Origin of the sequence: Bacteroides sp. AR29, from assembly GCF_900217715.1 — a bacterium.
Classification (GTDB): domain Bacteria; phylum Bacteroidota; class Bacteroidia; order Bacteroidales; family Bacteroidaceae; genus Bacteroides; species Bacteroides uniformis.
On the sequence record NZ_OBMS01000022.1, the window covers coordinates 66,306 to 86,283 of the forward strand.

The following is a 19,978-nucleotide window of genomic DNA, read 5'->3' on the forward strand; positions in this document are numbered from 1 at the left end:
TTGCCGAAATGCAGTCTATCTTATCTAAAGATAGAAAATAGCTTGCTTATCTACCACAATTGTGGTATAAAATTCCCTAATCTGTGTCATTGTCTGCCCCGGCTTATCGCTCTATCTTTGCAACATCCGAATGAGAAACGGTTTATTCACCTAAAATACAAACGACAATGGAAACAAAGAAATTGCACTTTGAGACTCTACAACTTCACGTTGGACAAGAACAACCCGACCCGGCAACTGATGCCCGCGCCGTACCTATCTATCAGACAACTTCGTATGTATTTCGTAATTCGGCCCATGCGGCAGCCCGCTTTGGCTTGCAGGACCCGGGGAATATTTACGGGCGGTTGACGAATTCCACCCAGGATGTGTTCGAGAAACGTGTGGCGGCTCTGGAAGGCGGTGTTGCCGGATTGGCCGTAGCCTCGGGTGCGGCAGCCATCACTTATGCCTTTGAGAATATCACCCGTGCAGGCGACCATATCGTGGCAGCTAAGACCATCTACGGCGGAACGTATAATCTGCTGGCCCACACATTGCCTGCCTACGGGGTTACCACTACTTTTGTGGACCCGGGCAATCTGGACAATTTCGAGAAAGCGATTCAGGAGAATACCAAGGCAGTATTCATTGAAACGCTGGGAAATCCGAATTGCAACATCATTGACATTGATGCCGTTGCTGAAATAGCACACCGTCACCGGATTCCTCTGATTATAGATAACACCTTCGGTACTCCTTACTTGATTCGTCCCATAGAGCATGGGGCAGATATTGTAGTCCATTCGGCAACGAAGTTCATCGGAGGGCATGGTACGTCCTTGGGTGGTGTTATTGTAGATAGCGGCAAGTTCGACTGGGTGGCCTCGGGGAAGTTTCCCCAACTGACGGAACCGGACCCGAGTTATCATGGAGTACGTTTCGTCGACGCTGCCGGTCCTGCTGCCTATGCCATCCGTATCCGTGCCGTATTGTTGCGTGATACCGGTGCCACAATCAGTCCTTTCAATGCTTTCATTCTGTTGCAAGGATTGGAGACGTTGTCGCTTCGCGTGGAACGTCATGTGGAGAATGCCTTGAAAGTGGTTGAATTCTTGAAGAAGCATCCCAAAGTGGTTGCCGTGAACCACCCGTCCCTGCCCGAGCATCCTGACCACGCGCTTTACGGGAAATACTTTCCGAATGGAGGCGGTTCTATCTTTACGTTTGAGGTGCGGGGCGGTGTGAAGGAAGCGCAGACGTTTATTGACAGTTTACAGATATTCTCGTTGCTTGCCAATGTGGCTGATGTGAAATCCCTGGTTATCCATCCTGCCACCACTACCCATTCCCAATTGAGTGCACGGGAATTGGAAGAACAAGGCATCAAACCGGGCACGGTCCGCCTCTCCATCGGGACAGAACATATCGATGATTTGCTGGACGACTTGTCCCAGGCATTTGACAGAATTTAAAAGAATAACAGTATACGATAGAATGAATATTGCTGTATTATTGTCGGGAGGTGTAGACAGCTCCGTGGTGGTACATCTCCTTTGCGAACAAGGTTACCGTCCTTCTCTATTTTATATCAAAATAGGGAGGGACGATGCCGATTATATGGACTGCTCTGCGGAAGAGGATATGGAGATGGCTTCTGCCATTGCCCGGCGTTATGGATTATCGTTGGAAGTAGTGGACCTGCACCGGGAGTATTGGGACCAGGTGGCGGCTTATGCCATTGATAAAATAAGACGTGGCTTGACTCCCAATCCGGATGTGATGTGCAACAAGCTGATAAAGTTCGGGTGCTTTGAGCAACGTGTGGGGAAGGATTTCGATGTCACGGCAACCGGGCACTACGCCACTACGGTGTTGAGGGATGGAAAGACATGGCTCGGTACCGCTGCCGATTCCGTGAAAGACCAGACCGACTTTCTGGCACAGATAGATTATCTGCAAGTTTCCAAACTGATGTTTCCATTGGGCAGACTGATGAAGAATGAGGTTCGTGACATAGCCCTGCGTGCCGGATTGCCCAGCGCCAGACGTCGTGACAGTCAGGGCATCTGCTTTCTGGGAAAGATTGATTATAATGATTTTGTGCGCCGTTTCCTTGGCGAAAGGGAAGGGGATATTGTGGAGTTGGAAACGGGTAGAAAGTTGGGCAAGCATCGGGGCTATTGGTTTCATACCATCGGCCAGCGTAAAGGATTGGGGTTGGGTGGAGGACCGTGGTTTGTTGTCCGCAAGGATGTGGAGGAGAATGTGATTTACGTGTCCCGCGGATGTGATACGGCATTGCAATACGGCTATGAATTCCGTATGTACGATTTTCATTTCATTACGGATAATCCCTGGAAGGGAGCGCAGGAAGAGGTGGAGGTGACTTTCAAGATACGCCATACGCCGGAGTTTGTCAAAGGCAGGTTGCAAAAGGAGGCGGAGGGTTACCGCATTGTTTCGGAAGAAAAGCTGCAAGGCATTGCTCCGGGCCAGTTCGGAGTGGTGTATGATGCTGATGCCCGGCTGTGTGTCGGGAGCGGGGAGATTTATATATAATATTCCACCAAGTCTACGATGCCTGCCTTCATGGCATATTTGGTGGCTTCGTGCGCATTGTTTACACCCAGTTTCCGGAAGATATTCTTCCGGTGGCTGTTTACCGTATGGAAGCTGAGGTTTCGTTCGGCGGCTATTTCTTTGGTTGTTTTCCCCAGGGCTATCTCTTTTAGGATGCTCCGTTCGGCAGTAGTCAGTAAATCATCTTTGATGGTAGGATGAGTGGGGGAGGAGGAACCGTTGCCTGCGAGCAGCAGGTTACTGACGTGATTACAGATGAATCGCTCCTTGCGTGAGGCGCATTGTAGTGCGGTCAGTATCTCTTCTTTGGAATTATCCTTCAGCGCTACGCCGAATGCCATGCTGCTGAACAATACCTGGCGCAGGAACGGTAGGCTCAATTCGTCGGAAAAGAGTAGCCAATCGGCTTCCTTGAAGCGTTCGTGAAGTACCATTAGCTCTTCGGCTCCCGAAAAATCAAAAAGGGTATAGTCCAGAATGACAACGGCGGTGGGATGCAGGCGTAGTTGCTGTATCAGTTCTGCCTTGTTGTCGGCTTCCAGCAGCAGGGAGGTGTCTTTCTGTCTGCCCAATAGGAACATCATGCCTGCTTTGGTGATATCTTGATTGTCTGCAATGATAAATTCTCTCATGACATTGGTATATAAAAAACTCCGCTACAAATGTACACTTTTTAGTGTGATTTGTGGCGGAGTGGGAATATATATATTTATATAAGGGTTTTACCAGGAACGTCCCTTGAATATGTTGGATTGTTCCAGCGGAACCAGGTTCCCGCTCAAAGTCATGGTGTTGGAGTTGAAGTTCGGGCTGATGGTTACGGTTGCGTTGTTCCCGCCATCGGTCAGCGTAAGGAATATCTGGGCGGAAATGCCGATACCCTGGATGCTGAAGTTACAATTCACGTTGCCCCGTTTGTCGGTAGTCATTTGGATGTCCGATACGGTTCCGTCTACTGTTACACCGCCAATGCCGTTAGGACCTGGGTATACGGTGTTGAAGGCTACCTGCACGGTGCCACGTCCTTGGTTGACCAATACGAAGTTGGTGTTGGAGTTTACAAATGCGGTCTGTCCGTTGCGGAACATCACTTGGTCTGCCTCCATTACGAACTGGTGAGCTTTCAAGGCCGCCATTGCGTCATCGTACGAAATGGCATCCTGTGCTTGTTCTTCAGCTTTCAGGCGTGCACGTTCTGCGTCTCTTTGGGCTTTACGGTCTGCGCGCTTTTCAGCTCTACTCTCTTGTGCATACATGGTCGTTGTTGCCATGCTTACCAATACTACTGCTGCTAATGCAATAAACTTTTTCATAATCGAATCTTTTTTTGTTTAGGTTTAAATAAATTGTTCGTTATAAGTTTATTGCAAGAACAATGCCTATCCAGGATTGTTCACCGGTTTTTTAATTATTTTATATCCGATAGCAGCAATAAAGATACTCATTACCGGACTGATAAGGTTGAAGAAGCAATAGGGAAGGTAGGTCAGTGTGGGTACACTCAAAATGGTGGCTTGCGTCATGCCGCAGGTGTTCCATGGGATAAGCGGGGAGGTGACGGTAACGGCATCTTCCGTGGTACGGCTAAGTAGCCGGCTTTCGTAGCCTTTCTTTGCGTAAACGTTGCTGAACATGTTTCCGGTGAGGATAATGCTGATGTACTGGTCTGCCGTGGCAAGGTTCAGGAACAATCCGGAACATACGGTGGATGCTACCATGCTGGCTGTATTCTTCATGAAGCGGACGAATAGGGAAGTGATGCTTCCTAGCATGCCGCTTGCCGTCATGGCTCCACCGAAACACATGGCGCAGATGATGAGCCAGATGGTATTCATCATTCCTGCCATACCTCGTGTGGCAATCAGTTCTGTCAACATGTCACTGTCAGTTTGTAGACTGGTACTGCCATAGAATGTCATCATTATCCCTTTGAACATATTCCCACCTTCCGCTATCTCATTCAGTAGTCCCGGTTGGAAGATGAAGGCGAATATCCCTGCCAGCAGAGTGGAGAGAAAGAGTGTGATGACGGAAGGTACTCTCCGGGCAATCAGTATTCCCGTAATCACGGGAACAGCCAGTAACCAGGGAGTAATGTTGAATTTGGCGTCCAATGCTGCCGTAAATTCCGCGATCTGTTGTGTATTGTTCGTTTCGTGTGTGAGTCCCATTACTGTAAAGATGACAAGGGTGATGAGGAGAGAGGGGACGGTGGTGATCATCATATAGCGGATATGGCTGAATAACGGTGTTTCCGTTACGGATGAGGCAAGGACCGTGGTATCCGATAACGGTGAAATTTTGTCTCCGAAATAGGCTCCCGAAATGATGGCACCGGCTATCCATCCCTCTTCAAAACCTTGTGCCTTACCTATGCCCAAAAGGGCGATACCGATGGTGGCGATAGTGGTCCATGAACTTCCCGTCATTACTGATACCAATGCACAAATAATGCAGGTAGAAGCAAGGAAAAAATTCGGATGGATAATCTGCATACCATAATATATAAGGGTAGGTACCACCCCACTTATCATCCATGTGCCGCTCAAAGCACCGATAATCAATAGAATAATGATAGCTGTGGCAACACCTGAAATGTTGTTGGTGATGGCAAGTTCATAATCTTTCCAAGGGATGCGGTAGAAAGTCATGCCGATAAAGACACACATACCAGTGGTGGCAAGCAGGGAAATCTGGCTTCCTCCACTCAAGGCGTCACTTCCGAAAGTATGGATGGTGGCGAACAGCATTCCTACGAGAAAAGCGATGGGAAATAGAGAAACGAGTGGAGAGGGTATTTTCTTTGCTGAATTCATAGGGTTGTTTTTGACTATGCTTGGTTGACGAATCTATTATCAATCTGTCGTTTATAGTTTGATGCGACAAAGGTATAACAATTCTGTTCAATATCTTCCTTATCCTTTGCATGACAAATAAAAATTATCAAATCTTTGCGTTTGCTTGGAAAAATGATAGTATCCTTGTTATTTCTTGCTGTAAAGGGTGATGGACAACGATATTATTGTTAAAATAACGCCGGTGCCGACCACGCCACTCCATCCCCAAGTCTGCCAACTGCTTCCTGCAAGGAAGGTACCCAAAGAGCCGCCGATGAAGTAAGTGGTCATGAAAATCGTATTTACCCGATTGGAGGCAGACGGGTAGATGTCGAAAATACTGGTCTGGTTGCTGAGTTGGATACATTGCATGCCTATGTCTATAAGAATGACACCGGTAATGATACCTGCATAGTTGTTTCCGCAGAAAAAGAGCGAGGCCCATGCAAGCAGAATCATTCCGCAACCGATAAAGTTGAAATTGCGTATGCCTACCTTTTTTACATATTTTCCTACAAAAGATGCGGTTAAGGCTCCGGCAATGCCGCAGAGCCCTAGTATGCCGATGACATCGCTGGATGCATGGAACGGGGCTTCTCCCATTTTGAATGCAAGGCAGGACCACATGGCAAGGAATGAGCCAAAGGCCAGTCCTGCACGTATCGAGTAGATTCGTAGAGAGGGGTATTCTCTTACTAATGAGAAAAGAGACTTCATCAGCCCGGAATATTTGCCTTGGAAAGTCGGTTGTATGTCCGGTAGTACCTTTAATACAACGATAGCGCATAGTAACATCATTCCAGCGGCGATGAAGTACATTTCACGCCAGCCAAGCACTTCACCCACAAATCCGCTGACAACACGTGATGCAAGTATTCCAGTCAGTAATCCTGAGATGACGACACCTACATTCCGTCCCTTGTTTTCGGGGCGTGAGAATTGCGAGGCAATCGGTACAAATATTTGGGGTATCATGGAGCAGATGCCGGTAATGAGTGATGCTGCCCAGATGATGTAGATGTTCGGTGCCATGGCAATGGCTAGAAGGGAAAATATGAGTAGGAAGAAATTCGTTAGGATGATATTCTTGCGTCGATAGAGGTCTCCTAATGGGACGATGAACAATAATCCCAGCGCATATCCGATTTGTGTAATCATGGCAATGAGGTTCGTTTTGAATTCAGAAACTTCCAATTCATGCCGCATGATATTAAGCAGGGGTTGATTGTAATACAAGTTGGCTACGGACACGCCAGCTACGATAGCAAGTGTCCAGAGTATATGTGCCGGTAATCCTCCGTTTTCTTTCAGTTCTTGTTTCATGCTGCAAAGATAATGTCTTTCTGTTTCATGCGCAAGATATGTGAGTATGATAAGAATATGTGTGAAGTGGTATCATCTTTTTAGCCTTTCCGTTTGTTATACTATTATTTTGTTTGAGAATAATTGATTGGAGCTATCTTGGATAAGCGGAATGTTGTATTGATATTTAAAGATACGTTGGGCATGGGAAATGAATGGTTTAGAGAGTTGCTGGGTATGAAATACAGGTGGACGAAATGCAGGCTCTTCTAGCAAACGAGGGTTGGTAAGGTGAATTCGATGACTCAAGGAACCTACCGTTCCCCCATTAGACCGCCTCCTGATGACATACTTGGGATTATCCTGCTATTGACTGAAAACTCGGGTATATATTAGTATGAATCATTATTACTTAAACTTATAATAGTATGAAACATTTATCGATAATAATAATAGTAGTGTCATTATGCGTTTTCCTGCTATCCATCGGCGTATATCATAAGGTTCCCTGGTCTGTTCTGCCAATAGTGGCTAGTGGAATCTGTATATTATGTTGGCTTTTGTTCCATTTACTCTGTATCAGTGAAGAAAGAGATTTACTGAAAGAGGGAAATCAGTATTTCATTGATACCTTTCAAAACATACGTAATCCCATTTCTTTGATTAAGACACCGTTAGGGGCAGTTTACGAAGGAGACTGTCCGGAAGACATAAAGAAGGAACTGGCTGTTGCACTTCATCATATAGGCGGGCTGGAGCAGCACTTGATAGCGTTGATGGAGTTGAAACGACTATTTGGCAATTCTGGTAGCCTGGTAGTTGCAGAATATGAAATCGGCGCATTTATGAGGAAGAAAGTGTCTTTTTTACAGTCTCATGTGGCCGGGTTACAGATGAAGCTGGATTTGGTTCCGGATTTTGACTATGCAAGCGCTTGGTTTGATCCGGGAAAGATATCTCCGGTTATCGACCGGTTTGTATTGAGTGCCATCGAGTGTTCTCTGCCGGAAACGCATCTCTCGATGCAGGTTTCGTTGAAGGGAGATTACTGGGCAATCAGGATTAAGGATACAGGCAACAAGCGATTTCTGAAATGTTGCAGATGGTACTCGTCGCGGCTTCCTATTCTGCGACCTCTGCATGGCAAGCAGTATGGCATGGGCGGTGTGTTTTTTGACAAGTTGATGAATATATGTGACGGGAAAATACTGACTTTGGAAAAGGAGGCTCTGCTTCGATTTCCCATAAGATGTTCGTGTGCGGTTTCGGGGGGGATACATCCTTAAATATTCCGGACGCTTTTCAGGTGAATGAGTCGGAAATAGCTTTCCATGGTTTCTCGAAGAAAAAAAATATGGATAGACCTTTAGTGATACTTGCGGATAATGACAAGGGATTCAAGGATTATCTTGAGAAACGTTTATCGGAATGTTTTGTAGTGAGGAGCTTTGATGACGGTCAGGAAGCATTGGAGGTAATATGTGAAGAGTATCCGGATTTGGTGATTTGTGATATCATGTTGAAAGGTATGAGCGGTGAGGAACTTTCTTCTAAACTGAAGACGTCGAGGGACACCTCCTTTATTCCGGTGATATTGATGGGGGCGCACATTGATGTGAAACGGCGGGAAAAGCGTTGTTCTTCTCAGGCTGATCTCTTTGTATGTAAGCCCTTTAATCTGGAGGACCTTAAAGTGGAAATATCCATATTGATAAATAATAGCCGTTTTCTTCGGAAGACATTTCTTCAGAAAGTTTTTGGAGAAGATTTTTTAACGAAACCTATGGAGCGGGCTCAGCAGGATGCCAATCTGGCATTTTTGAATGAAGTGAAGCTTTACATTATGGAGAATATGGATAAAGAGGATTTGACAGTAGATGATATTGCCTCCAGGATGTGCATGAGCCGGACAACCTTTTATAATAAGTGGAAGTTGTTGACGGGAGAAGCACCCAAATATTTGATTTCGAGAATCAGGATGGAGAAGGCACGGGAACTTTTGGAAAGCGGAAAATTTTCTGTGACTATGGTTGCTGAAATGGTGGGTATGCGAAATATGAAAAACTTCAGAGGCAGGTATAAGGAGTATTTTGGAAAAACACCGAAGGAGTTTATGAAAAAAGTATGATATTTATCTGAAGAAAACTTTCATAGAAAGGCTGTCACATATTAGATAATGGACAGCCTTTGTTTTGAAATGGGAGATAGGAGAACTGAACATCCTAAGCTATCTATAAAGGAAAATCTCTCATCGTTTTCGTTTTGGGGATAACTGGGTATATATGATTAGCTTTACTTGCCGATGCAACATGTAGAACTATTTAATTATGAGAATCTTACGCTTAAAACGGTAGAAAACCTTTTTTCACCTTCTAGGCGGTAGAAAAATCCGCCATTTTTGCCGTTTTAACGTTCGTTCTCGCGAGTCATGGAAAAAACGAGTTCTCCATCCAGAAGTTCACCTCTTTTTCTAAGTGCAAAGGTACAATTTTTATTGCGTATTATCGCCAACTGTTGTCAACTAAATGAAACCAAACAGATGTTTTCTTGTGAAAAATATGTTATAATCCGCCAAATCGCAATATTTTTCATAGATTTGGCGCGTTATATAAAGTTTTTGTCTTATTTTTGCGTAAACAAAACTCATTAGTTATGATAATCGGTAGAAAAGAAGAGCAGAAAATATTGCTTTCAGCGGCAGAATCTGAGTATTCAGAATTAATAGCTGTCTATGGTCGTAGACGCGTAGGTAAGACCTATCTCATACGTGAGACTTTTGGTTATAAGTTTACATTCCAGCATACGGGTTTGGCAAAAGGTAAGACCAAGGACCAGTTGTTTAGTTTTGCTATTTCACTTCGTGATGCTGGTTATGATGACTGTCCGATACCGCAATCTTGGTTAGAGGCGTTCAGTTTGCTTTCACACTATTTGAAGAATTCTACTGATGAAAAGAAGATTGTCTTCCTCGATGAACTTCCTTGGATGGATACCCCACGTTCAAATTTTCTATCTGCTTTTGAGCATTTTTGGAATGGTTGGGCATCTGCTCGAAAGGATATAGTTTTAATTATTTGTGGTTCCGCAACTTCATGGATTATCAATAAGGTTATTAATGACCACGGAGGTCTTCATAATCGTGTAACGCAGCGCATAGCCCTTCAACCTTTTACTTTGAGGGAGTGCGAAATGTTTGTTCAAAACAAGGGTCTCGAAATGAGTCGTTACCAGATTGCAGAGTGTTATATGGTATTGGGTGGTATACCATTCTATTGGAGTCTTCTTGAAAAAGGATTGAGCTTAGCCCAAAATATCGATAAAATGTTCTTTGCCAAGAATGGCAAATTGACCAATGAGTTTAATCAACTTTATGCATCGTTGTTTAAGTCACCTGAACTATATATAGATGTCGTTACAGCTCTTGGCCGGAAGAAGACAGGAATGACCCGCGAAGAAATATTAGAGATAACCGATAAGCAAAGTGGTGGAGCTTTGAGTAAGGTGCTTGATGAGTTGGAATACTGCGGATTTATTCGCAAATACAATGGTTATGGAAAAAAGTCTAAACAAACCATTTACCAACTTATTGATAACTATACACTATTTTACTTTAAGTTCGTCCAGCAAAATGAGAATAATGACGAACATTTTTGGTCCGCATCGACCGATTCTGCCATGCATCGTGCTTGGAGCGGATTGGCTTTTGAACGACTCTGTTTGGCACATGTACAACAAATCAAAGTAGGATTGGGTATTGCTGGAGTATTGAGTAATGTATATTCTTGGCGAAAAGAAGCTGATGAAAATAGTGATGGCGCACAGATTGACTTGTTGATAGATCGCAATGATCAAGTAATTAATGTTTGTGAAATGAAATATTCCTTGTCAGAGTTCTCTATTGATGCGGAGTATGAACGTAATCTACGCAACAAGAAATCTGCCTTCATTGACTCAACTAATACACGAAAGGCAGTTCATCTTACTATGGTAACAACTTACGGCGTTCGTCAGAACTCTCATTCTGGAATTATACAAAGCGAAGTTACACTAGAGGATCTATTTGCATAGTTTGAGTGTATGTAAGTATTACCACTAGGAATCAAGAATCGCACCTCTTCTTAGTATAGAGGAGCGATTCTTTTTTTGCGTATTATCCCAACAGTTGTCAACTAAATGTATTGAGATAGTATATTCTCTCCTCGAAAAGAGAAAAGGTGGTCTAATTACAAGTTGATATTGCTGGTAAAAAGAAAAATTATGGCAAAGCCATTTCTTCTTTTCCCTTCTTTTGACTTTACTTTATTATTCGTATATATGAGTACGACATTAAAGTAAAGTTGTTTTTTTTCTTTTCATGGCAAGTGCATAATGGTTATATATTATAGCTGTTTAGTGCGTAATCTTGTGAATAGGTACGAAATATACGTGAGAATATCGCCGATTATGTCAACTAATTGCAGGATGAATTCACTATTGGTAGTACTAAAATAGTTATATGATATCGTTGACCTTCAATCGTGAATCACGATGGCAACTTGTATTCTTTTCCAACATGTCGTTTAATTTTATCTACATCTATGACTCCTCGTTTTACGGGGTCATCCTATTCTACATGTTCCAATGTTGAATCCATGATCATTGAGGAGTCCATCAAAGTCAACATGATAAGCAATTATATCAAGTAGATTTATGGCTCCTCCAAGTGATGCTAATTTCTAGCACTAATTTGTCGTTATCTTCTCCGTATAGACGAATAGCTTGAGGGGTATTATTTAATCTAATGTCTTGTTGTAGGGGGCACTGTTTTAGTGCATCCCCCATTTGAATGTATGACTAAAGTAAATCTGATTTTTGGAAGAGAGAATTATGGCAATGAAATCTTACTTTGTGTAAAGTTAGTCGTGTAGTTAGAACCACTCCCCTGAATCAAGGTACAGGTTTTATAGTTCTTGGCTACAGATTGTTTCTGTAGATACATTTAATCGATTACTCGGTGTTTTACCGAGTCTTTAGATTCTGCATGATGATAGAGGCAACCGTATTCGGGTTCTAACTTCTGCAGAAGGTGGTTAGCTCTGTACCTCCAGGGGTGACCGTTTCAGTTACCCCTTTGCATAACCAAGTTCACTTTTTTCATCGATAAACATCTCATTATGCTTGTGAAAAGAAAATCTAATGATTCATGGTATGGAGCCCTGTTTTAGGGCGTCGTGTTTCATACATCATCTATTTCTACATGTCTTTGTAATGCAGCTTAACTATTGTAATACACCGAGGGGTGTCGCGTTTTGCTACATCCATATTTATAGATATTTTCACATTTTTGCACATCTATTGTGTTGCACCTAAGGGTACTGCGTTTCACCGCATCCTCATTATCAACATGTCTTTCCACTGCCTTATGAGTTTGCTTATACCCCAATGTAATTTCTACTTGTGATAGGGTGTTACATTTTAGAACATCCCTCTCTTCGTTAATAAAGGTGACAGGTTGGCTTCCTCGTTGAAGGGTGTCCCTAATGAACATACCACCTTTATTGTCAGCAATCATCTCATTTTGCTGGTAAAAAGAAAAATTATGGCGTAGCCATTTCTTCTTTTCCCTTCTTTTAACTTTACTTTATTATTCGTATATATGAGTACGACATTAAAGTAAAGCTGTTATTTCTTTTGGTGGCAATCATTATGGAAAATGTGAAATTCTACCCATATTTAGGGGCGGATTATGTGAAATACATGCTTAAAAGGTCTAAAAATGGCTTTTTGAGCATATTTTTTGACAGAAACATTCCGTTATAAGAAAAAAATGAGTAGATTTGCGTTATAAATATCAGTGTAATAAAGATAAAGCTGATTATATGCATATAAATATCATTCTAATGATAGATAGAATATGAAAGATTTATTTGAATACTCCACTCCAGAACTGGTACGTATGTTGGGTACTCGTTTTAAAGAATATCGTATGCGGTGCAATCTGACACAAAAAGAGGTGTCGGAACTATCAGGTGTTGGCCTTACAACGATACACAAGTTTGAGAATGGTACGGCAGGCAATCTTTCATTGTCGACTTTTCTTCTCTTATTGAAGGTAGTAGGTCAGATAAATTCTTTAGACGATCTTTTACCTGAATTACCTGAATCGCCTTATCTTATGCGCAAGGACGAGAAAAAAGCACAACGAATCAGACACACTAAATAAGCTATACAGATATGATAAAGTCATTGAAAATAATACTTTGGAATGAGGAAATAGGTCGTTTGGCCTGGGATGAACACAGGCGCCTCTCTTATTTCATATATAATCCTGATTTTATCAAAAAGGGATTAAACATATCTCCTTTGGTTGCACCTATTGATGGAACCAGAGGATTGTTGCCTGTTTGGGGTGAGGATGCTAAGATTTATCAGAAACTTCCAGCATTTGTTGCAGATTCATTGCCAGATGCTTGGGGTAACCAGTTGTTTGATTTATGGCGTCAACAACAAAAATTATCTAACTCGGAGATAAATCCGTTGGATAAGCTTTCGTTTATCGGTCGAAGAGGAATGGGTGCATTAGAATTCATTCCAGAAGCAAACAGAGAACGCAGAGTAGGTAAGATAGACGTTAAGTCATTAGCAGATTTGGCTGAACGTATTTTCATCGAAAGAGAGAATGCCCGTATCATGCCGGAGGAATCTATTACTATGCAATCATTGTTGACTGTAGGTACTTCTGCAGGTGGACGTCAGCCAAAAGCGATTATTGCCATAAATAGAGAAACGGGAGAAATACGAAGCGGCCAAATAGCAGGATTGGAAGGTTACGACTATTACCTTCTTAAATTCGGCAACTCAGAATATTGTTCTGCTGAATTGGAAATGACTTATTATAAGTTAGCTACTTTGGCCGGAATCAATATGATGCCCTCCGAATTATATCCCGTGGATGGAAACAATCATTTTTTGACTAAGCGGTTTGATCGTGATGGCGAGAAGAAGATACATACACAAACCTTGGCTGCTATATATCCCGATGCTGAGAGTTACGAGCAATTGATTACTGTTTGTCGTAAACTTCGTCTTCCTGAAGCTGATTGTCAGGAGATATTCCGAAGAATGGTCTTCAATATATTGTCGAATAATACTGACGACCATAACAAGAACTTCTCATTCGTTATGAATGAAGATGGTTCTTGGCGTCTTGCTCCAGCCTATGATATTACTTACATCATAGATAGAGGTGGTTATTTGCCGAACAGGGATCATTGTATGTATATACGAGCCAAACTGCATGACATCACTCGTTCTGATGTTATTGAATTTGCTCGTGATAATGGCATTCGTCGTCCCGATGCTATCATAAGGGATATTGTTTCTGCATTGAAACAATTCCGTGCAATAGCTACCGATAATGGAGTTTCCGAATCATGGATAGGTCGAGTTGAATCAACCATCGTGGAACACTTGAAAGCATGGGGCGAATGGGAGTACGAAACTGCTGATGTTGCAATAGACATCAATGGGCATACCGTTAGCAATATGCATGTTGAGCAGACCTATAAAGGAAATTATCATTTACTGGCAAATATAGATGGTGCGGAACGAAAGTTTGTTATCAGCAAAAACAAGGAAGAATTTGCATCTATTGAACAAAACGGATTGGCAAACCTAACAACTGACCAACTAAAAGCAATGATCGCAAAGTATTTCAATCTATGAAAATAGAAGAAGCCATACTTTATTGCCTCACAAGTCAGAACCGAGGAATGCGAACGGAACAGATTGCGGAGTTGATTAACCGCCAACGCTTGCATATCCGCAAGGATGGGCAACCTGTTACGTCCAAACAAGTTTATGCCGTTATCTGTCGCTATCCCGATATGTTTGTCAAGGCAGAAGGACGGATAATGTTGATGATTTGAAAGCATTTGAGAATATTATGAATAAGGTTTATACTTTATCTTTTCCAGAAGCCCGAAATGCTGTTGTCTCAGGGGATATCCATGGAGACTTCAATCTCTTGGTGTATAAACTTTGTGTGCAGTATCAAATGAAGGACACCGTGCTAATAGTGGCTGGTGATTGTGGGTTTGGATTTGAAAAGAAGGAGTATTACGAGCAAATAGCAAGGCGTAATGTTAAAAGAATGAACGAGGCCAATAATTGGATTGTATTCGTGCGTGGCAATCATGACAATCCTCTTTATTTTGATGGCAAGCAATTCAAACACAAACGCTTTATTGCTATTCCCGACTATTCTATTCTTTTGGCCTGCAAACATACAATACTTTGCGTTGGTGGTGGAATCTCAATTGACCGACGTTATCGTATGGAGGAATGGAAGAATTATTGCGTAAAGCATAGAATACACTCCAATACAGAAGATAAATTTAGTAAGAACTTTTATTGGTCCGATGAAGCTCCGGTTTATAATGATGAAATGCTCACTCTGGTAAACCAGAAGTTTGCCATTGATACAGTAGTTACACATACTGCTCCAGACTTCTGCGAGCTGATAAACAAAAACGGATTGCATTCTTTTGCTGCTCCGGATGAAAACTTATTGAAAGACGTAGAGGATGAACGAACGACAATGACAAAGCTATATGATCGCCTTGTTTATGATGCTCACCCTCTTACGCATTGGTATTATGGCCATTTTCATCAGTCATGGCACTCTTCTATTGAAGGAGTGTTGTTCAAAATGCTTGATATAATGGAATTTACCCCGATTAATTATTAGAGATTATGCTAGCATATACATACATAGAAAAAGGAAAGTTCGCTTTGGTGGAGAAACCGAAGCCTACACTTATTGAACCTACCGATGCCATTGTTCGGGTGACGATGGGCAGTATCTGTACCAGTGACCTGCATATCAAGCATGGAAGCGTGCCTCGTGCTGTTCCGGGTATAACCGTGGGCCACGAAATGGTGGGAGTGGTGGAAGAAATCGGCTCTGAGGTTACTAATGTAAAGCCAGGTGATAGAGTAACCGTAAACGTGGAGACCTTCTGTGGAGAGTGTTTCTTCTGCCAAAAAGGCTATGTGAACAATTGTACCGACCCGAATGGTGGTTGGGCATTGGGATGCCGAATTGATGGCGGACAGACCGAATATGTTCGAGTTCCGCTTGCCAATCAAGGACTCAACCGTATTCCCGATAGCGTGACCGATGAACAGGCTTTGCTGGTGGGCGATGTCTTGGCCACAGGCTTTTGGGCAGCTCGCATATCGGAGATTACCGAAGAGGATACCGTACTGATCATAGGAGCAGGACCTACGGGAATCTGTACCCTTCTTTGCGTGATGCTTCATAAGCCCAAGCGCATCATTGTATGCGAGAAGTCTGAGGAAAGACGTCGTTTTGTGCAAGCGCATTACCCTGAAGTGCTGCTCACCACTCCCGAAGAGTGCAGGGAGTTGGTATTGAAGCATAGCGAACACGGAGGATCTGATAGAGTGCTCGAAGTCGCAGGAGCCGATGATACCTTCCGCTTGGCGTGGGAGTGTGCCCGTCCGAATGCTGTCGTTACTGTAGTGGCTCTTTACGACCAGTCGCAGGTGCTTCCTCTGCCCGATATGTATGGCAAGAACCTTACCTTCAAGACCGGTGGGGTCGATGGATGCGATTGCGAGGAGGTGCTTCGCCTTATTGAGCAAGGAAAGATTGACACCACTCCACTCATCACGCATCGTTTTCCGTTGAGTGAGATTGAGGAAGCCTACCGCATCTTTGAGAATAAATTGGATAGAGTAATCAAGATAGCGATAGTAAATAGATGACAACCAATGAGGGAATCAATAATACGAAAGCCGTTGCCTACAGAGATTGAAGCCATTATCAAGATATGGCTGGATGGCAACATGCAAGCCCATCCTTTCATTCAACCTGATTATTGGTTGAACCACACCGATTATATGCGCCAAGTATTACCTTTGTCTGAAGTTTATGTCTGCGAAGTGAAAGGCGAAATTGCCGGCTTTATCGGTCTTGATGGAGATTATATAGCAGGCCTTTTTGTTAGCAAACAGTATCAATCGCTAGGCGTAGGCACAACTCTTATCGAGTTCATCAAACAACAGCATTTCACCTTGACGCTTGCTGTGTACAAGAAGAACGAAAAAGTAATGCAATTTTATCGCAAGCAGAACTTTGTTGTAATTGAAGAACGGATTGACTCGAATACCAACGAAGCAGAGTTGTTGATGAGTTGGAATAGAGCCTGCCCAATTTTATAGAATCTATGATTGCGCCACACATAGATAATTCCATCCCAAAAGAAAGACTCGCCTATGTACTCGAAGCATGGAAATGCCTGCACGATTGCGAAGCGTGTGGCAAGTGCCGTATCCTGAAAGGTCGGGATGCCGAAATCCTCTATGCTGACTACATTGAAGGCAAGCGGAGTTATATGGATATAACTTTGGAGATTCGGAATCGTTCTATGAGGTAGCAATTACCGAATTATTTGCAATATTCCGGTATTCCATTTGCCAAAAGAAAATTGTGCGGGCATAGGCCAGAACTTTTTTATATACTTTGTATATAACCCATTACCAGGCTTTTTGTGACGTAAAAATAGTGCAAATAAGCTTTGAAACATTGATGAAAAAAGCATTACCTTTGCAGTCCATTTAGGTATAATTGTAAAAAGTTAAAGATGCAGCAAAATAGAATGAACATATTAGCAACCACGTTAGATCGAGGCACAAAATGCTTTGAGTGTATGCTGTATACCACTATTTCATGCATTGAACCAACAGCCTCTATAGGGAATACTATCCAACTGAAATATACGCGAACCAGGATATTATAGATGCAGATATCCTAGTTACGAAGAATAGACAAGAATCGTTGGAAAGTCCCTGCCAAGCTTTTCAACGATTCTTTGTTTATGCCCATTGGTGACGTCTTCCTCTCCGTCATTTCCGTCCAATGGAAATCAGCAAATCAATTATTAACCACGCAGTGATGCGTACAAAAGAAGAACAGATTATGAATTACAAATTTGACGGAGCAAAGGTGTATTTTACATCAGATACTCATTTTAATCATGCAAACATCATCGGTTTTTGCAGTCGTCCGTTCAAGAATGTGAATGAAATGAACGAAACCCTCATAACGAACTGGAATCGTGTAGTAGGAGCGGACGATATTGTCTTTCATCTAGGTGACTTTTGTTTAGGTGGCTCTGCTGAATGGACAAATGTACTGAACAGATTGAATGGGAAAATCTATCTTATTGTCGGGAACCATGACATGAAGAATCTCAGGCAAAGCTATTACGATAGATTTGAAGAGATTGTAATGCAGAAGCACATAGAGATTGGTAAGCAGAAGATTTATCTGAACCATTGTCCATTCTTGTGCTATGGTGGAGCTTATAAAGATACTTGGCAACTGTTTGGACACGTTCACACCAGCAAGAATAATACGGGTAAAGATGCATCCCGATTGAATATGCTATTCCCTACACAATACGATGTAGGCGTTGACAATAACAACTTTACACCTGTTTCTTTTGACCAGGTAAAGGCAATAATACAGAAGCAGGTACAACAATTTTGTAAGAATAATAGATAGGAGGTGAAGTCATGAGTGAATACACAACCATTTATTTGAGAAATAAGGCGACCCCTTTGTTGGAGTACAAAGAACATCCATCGTGGAATGAAATTAAAGACCTTTCTGATGACGAAATAAATAAAATTGAAGAAGAAAGAAAAGAACATAATAGAAATGTAGAGAGGTCGATGGGATGCGAGTTGTTTTACCTTACAACCACTCCAAGCAGAGAGCTGACAGTTCTTCCTTGGAATCCTTCTCCTAAAGTATTGACAAAAGAATTACTTGGTGAGGTTATAAACTTTTACAAAGAAGAAATAGATAGGTGCAAAACGGCTCTAAAAGAACAGAAGGAAGATATCGTTAGGTTGGAAGCTCGTATAGTAAAAGCAAATGTGGAGTTGTATGATAAAATCAACGAAGATATATACGAATGTAACCAAAGCATCAGTTTTTGGACGGAAGAACTTAATCACTATAAGTATTTGTTCGATAAGTTCAATTTTGCGAAGGATATCATAGATAACGATTCTAACGCGGAAAATTATGAATTGATTTACACAAAAAGCTAAAATTAAAGAGATTATGAAGATACAATACGCATCTGACATACATTTGGAATTGTCAGATAATTCAAGATTTATAAAGAGTATGCCGTTTGAGGTAGTTGGAGATATTCTAGTCTTTGCCGGTGATACCGGCTATCTACGGGATAGAACATTGCCGAACTTGAAGTTTTGGAAGTGGGCATCTGCAAACTATCGTGAGGTGTTGTTAGTGCCAGGTAACCATGAGTTCTATGGCAATGGTGATGTATTGGCTTATGGTGACAGTTGGAGCAGGGAGATTTTGCCCAATGTACACTACTATCAGAATAAGGTAGTACGCATTGACGATACAGACTTCATCCTTTCAACCTTGTGGTCACATATATCACCACGGGATGAATATTTTGTCAGTCGTGGCATGAACGACTTCAGACAGATTCTGTATGGAGGGCGCAGATTCACCACTGATGATTTCAATGTAGAACATGAGAAATGTTTGGCATTTATCAAGCAGAGTGTGTCCGAGAGTGATGCCAAGCACATAGTTGTGGTTACACACCACCTCCCTACATTAGAAGTTGTAGCATCCCAGCATAAAGGAAGCCTGTTGAACAGCGCCTTTGCAACCGAACTAGGTGATTTTATTGCCGACAGCCGAATAGATGTTTGGATATATGGCCATTCACATGCCAACATTGATACTGTTATCGGGAACACTCGTATTGTCAGCAATCAGATGGGATATGTGTACTATGGTGAGCATCTGCAAGATTTCAAGGGCGATAAGTTTATTGAATTATGATTCTATGTACTTATATAATTATGTAAGTATATAACTAAATGGGAGTAGTGTTGTAAGCACTGCTCCTTTATTTTTCAGTGTGAATGAGGATGTAAATTAAACTGTGTCAGCAAGGAATAAAGTATTAACTTTGCTAACACAGTTTTTTTTATGAAAGAAGAATTTGATTTCGAGAGTATCAAGAACAAGGCCATTGAACAGCTGAAAGCCGGCAAGCCTTTGTTGGGTAAGGACGGCGCCTTTGCCCCACTATTGGAAAGTATATTGAATGCAGCCCTGGAAGGAGAGATGGATGCACATTTGACAGAAGAAGAACGCCAGATGGGTAACCGTCGTAACGGAAAGATGCAAAAGCAGGTTCAGACTCCCTTGG

Annotated in this window: 19 protein-coding genes and 1 pseudogene; 16 read left to right on the forward strand and 4 right to left on the reverse strand. The window is 42.3% G+C overall.

Annotated features, from left to right (window positions below; all coding sequences use genetic code 11):
* Positions 1-167 precede the first annotated feature (167 nt).
* Positions 168-1,454 carry an O-acetylhomoserine aminocarboxypropyltransferase/cysteine synthase family protein gene (locus CSD97_RS14170; protein ID WP_005835904.1) on the forward strand — a complete coding sequence of 429 codons (1,287 nt, stop codon included), beginning with the start codon at positions 168-170 and terminating at the stop codon, positions 1,452-1,454.
* A gap of 22 nt (positions 1,455-1,476) precedes the next feature.
* Positions 1,477-2,541, forward strand: coding sequence for a tRNA 2-thiouridine(34) synthase MnmA (mnmA, locus tag CSD97_RS14175; RefSeq protein ID WP_005826509.1), 1,065 nt, complete (start codon positions 1,477-1,479; stop codon positions 2,539-2,541).
* Here the strand turns inward: mnmA and CSD97_RS14180 are convergent.
* From CSD97_RS14180 to CSD97_RS14195, 4 genes are all read right to left on the reverse strand, one after another.
* Positions 2,532-3,194 carry a response regulator transcription factor gene (locus CSD97_RS14180; RefSeq protein WP_005826511.1) on the reverse strand — a complete coding sequence of 221 codons (663 nt, stop codon included), beginning with the start codon at positions 3,192-3,194 and terminating at the stop codon, positions 2,532-2,534. The two genes, mnmA and CSD97_RS14180, sit on opposite strands and share 10 nt — an antisense overlap.
* Positions 3,195-3,284: 90 nt before the next feature.
* Positions 3,285-3,875, reverse strand: a complete 591-nt coding sequence (locus CSD97_RS14185) for a DUF4251 domain-containing protein (protein WP_005826513.1) — start codon at positions 3,873-3,875, stop codon at positions 3,285-3,287.
* Between the two features lie 66 nt (positions 3,876-3,941).
* Positions 3,942-5,378, reverse strand: a complete 1,437-nt coding sequence (gene nhaC / locus CSD97_RS14190) for a Na+/H+ antiporter NhaC (RefSeq protein ID WP_005835906.1) — start codon at positions 5,376-5,378, stop codon at positions 3,942-3,944.
* Positions 5,379-5,546: 168 nt separating this feature from the next.
* Positions 5,547-6,722: an MFS transporter gene (locus tag CSD97_RS14195; protein ID WP_005826523.1), complete on the reverse strand. Its 1,176-nt coding sequence runs from the start codon at positions 6,720-6,722 to the stop codon at positions 5,547-5,549.
* Positions 6,723-7,129: 407 nt separating this feature from the next.
* On the opposite strand from CSD97_RS14195, the gene CSD97_RS19115 reads away from it, so the two are divergent.
* From CSD97_RS19115 to CSD97_RS14265, 14 genes and pseudogenes are all read left to right on the forward strand, one after another.
* Positions 7,130-7,987: a hypothetical protein gene (locus tag CSD97_RS19115; protein ID WP_244284038.1), complete on the forward strand. Its 858-nt coding sequence runs from the start codon at positions 7,130-7,132 to the stop codon at positions 7,985-7,987.
* A 68-nt stretch (positions 7,988-8,055) separates the two neighbouring features.
* On the forward strand, positions 8,056-8,829 hold the full coding sequence (locus CSD97_RS19120; protein WP_244284039.1) for a response regulator: 774 nt from the start codon (positions 8,056-8,058) through the stop codon (positions 8,827-8,829).
* 524 nt (positions 8,830-9,353) lie between these two features.
* On the forward strand, positions 9,354-10,769 hold the full coding sequence (locus tag CSD97_RS14205) for an ATP-binding protein (protein ID WP_098032598.1): 1,416 nt from the start codon (positions 9,354-9,356) through the stop codon (positions 10,767-10,769).
* 1,825 nt (positions 10,770-12,594) lie between these two features.
* Positions 12,595-12,903 (forward strand): helix-turn-helix transcriptional regulator, encoded by a 309-nt coding sequence (locus CSD97_RS14215; RefSeq protein ID WP_098032600.1) that lies wholly within the window; start codon positions 12,595-12,597, stop codon positions 12,901-12,903.
* Positions 12,904-12,914: 11 nt separating this feature from the next.
* Positions 12,915-14,405 (forward strand): type II toxin-antitoxin system HipA family toxin, encoded by a 1,491-nt coding sequence (locus CSD97_RS14220; RefSeq protein WP_098032601.1) that lies wholly within the window; start codon positions 12,915-12,917, stop codon positions 14,403-14,405.
* On the forward strand, positions 14,402-14,608 hold the full coding sequence (locus CSD97_RS14225) for a hypothetical protein (protein WP_098032602.1): 207 nt from the start codon (positions 14,402-14,404) through the stop codon (positions 14,606-14,608). Before CSD97_RS14220 ends, CSD97_RS14225 begins: the two co-directional genes overlap by 4 nt.
* Positions 14,609-14,625: 17 nt before the next feature.
* A complete protein-coding gene (locus CSD97_RS14230) occupies positions 14,626-15,429 on the forward strand; it encodes a metallophosphoesterase family protein (RefSeq protein ID WP_098032609.1) in 804 nt (267 codons plus the stop codon).
* A 5-nt stretch (positions 15,430-15,434) separates the two neighbouring features.
* Entirely contained in the window at positions 15,435-16,472 is a 1,038-nt protein-coding gene (locus tag CSD97_RS14235; protein ID WP_098032603.1) for an alcohol dehydrogenase, read from the forward strand.
* 6 nt (positions 16,473-16,478) lie between these two features.
* Positions 16,479-16,928 carry a GNAT family N-acetyltransferase gene (locus CSD97_RS14240; protein WP_098032604.1) on the forward strand — a complete coding sequence of 150 codons (450 nt, stop codon included), beginning with the start codon at positions 16,479-16,481 and terminating at the stop codon, positions 16,926-16,928.
* Positions 16,929-16,933: 5 nt separating this feature from the next.
* Positions 16,934-17,143 carry a hypothetical protein gene (locus tag CSD97_RS14245; RefSeq protein ID WP_098032605.1) on the forward strand — a complete coding sequence of 70 codons (210 nt, stop codon included), beginning with the start codon at positions 16,934-16,936 and terminating at the stop codon, positions 17,141-17,143.
* Positions 17,144-17,685: 542 nt separating this feature from the next.
* Positions 17,686-18,273 carry a metallophosphoesterase gene (locus tag CSD97_RS14250; protein ID WP_098032606.1) on the forward strand — a complete coding sequence of 196 codons (588 nt, stop codon included), beginning with the start codon at positions 17,686-17,688 and terminating at the stop codon, positions 18,271-18,273.
* A gap of 11 nt (positions 18,274-18,284) precedes the next feature.
* Positions 18,285-18,827, forward strand: coding sequence for a hypothetical protein (locus tag CSD97_RS14255; protein ID WP_098032607.1), 543 nt, complete (start codon positions 18,285-18,287; stop codon positions 18,825-18,827).
* Positions 18,828-18,840: 13 nt separating this feature from the next.
* On the forward strand, positions 18,841-19,605 hold the full coding sequence (locus CSD97_RS14260) for a metallophosphoesterase (protein WP_098032608.1): 765 nt from the start codon (positions 18,841-18,843) through the stop codon (positions 19,603-19,605).
* A gap of 150 nt (positions 19,606-19,755) precedes the next feature.
* A pseudogene (locus CSD97_RS14265) lies at positions 19,756-19,978 on the forward strand (IS256 family transposase); the annotation flags it as partial.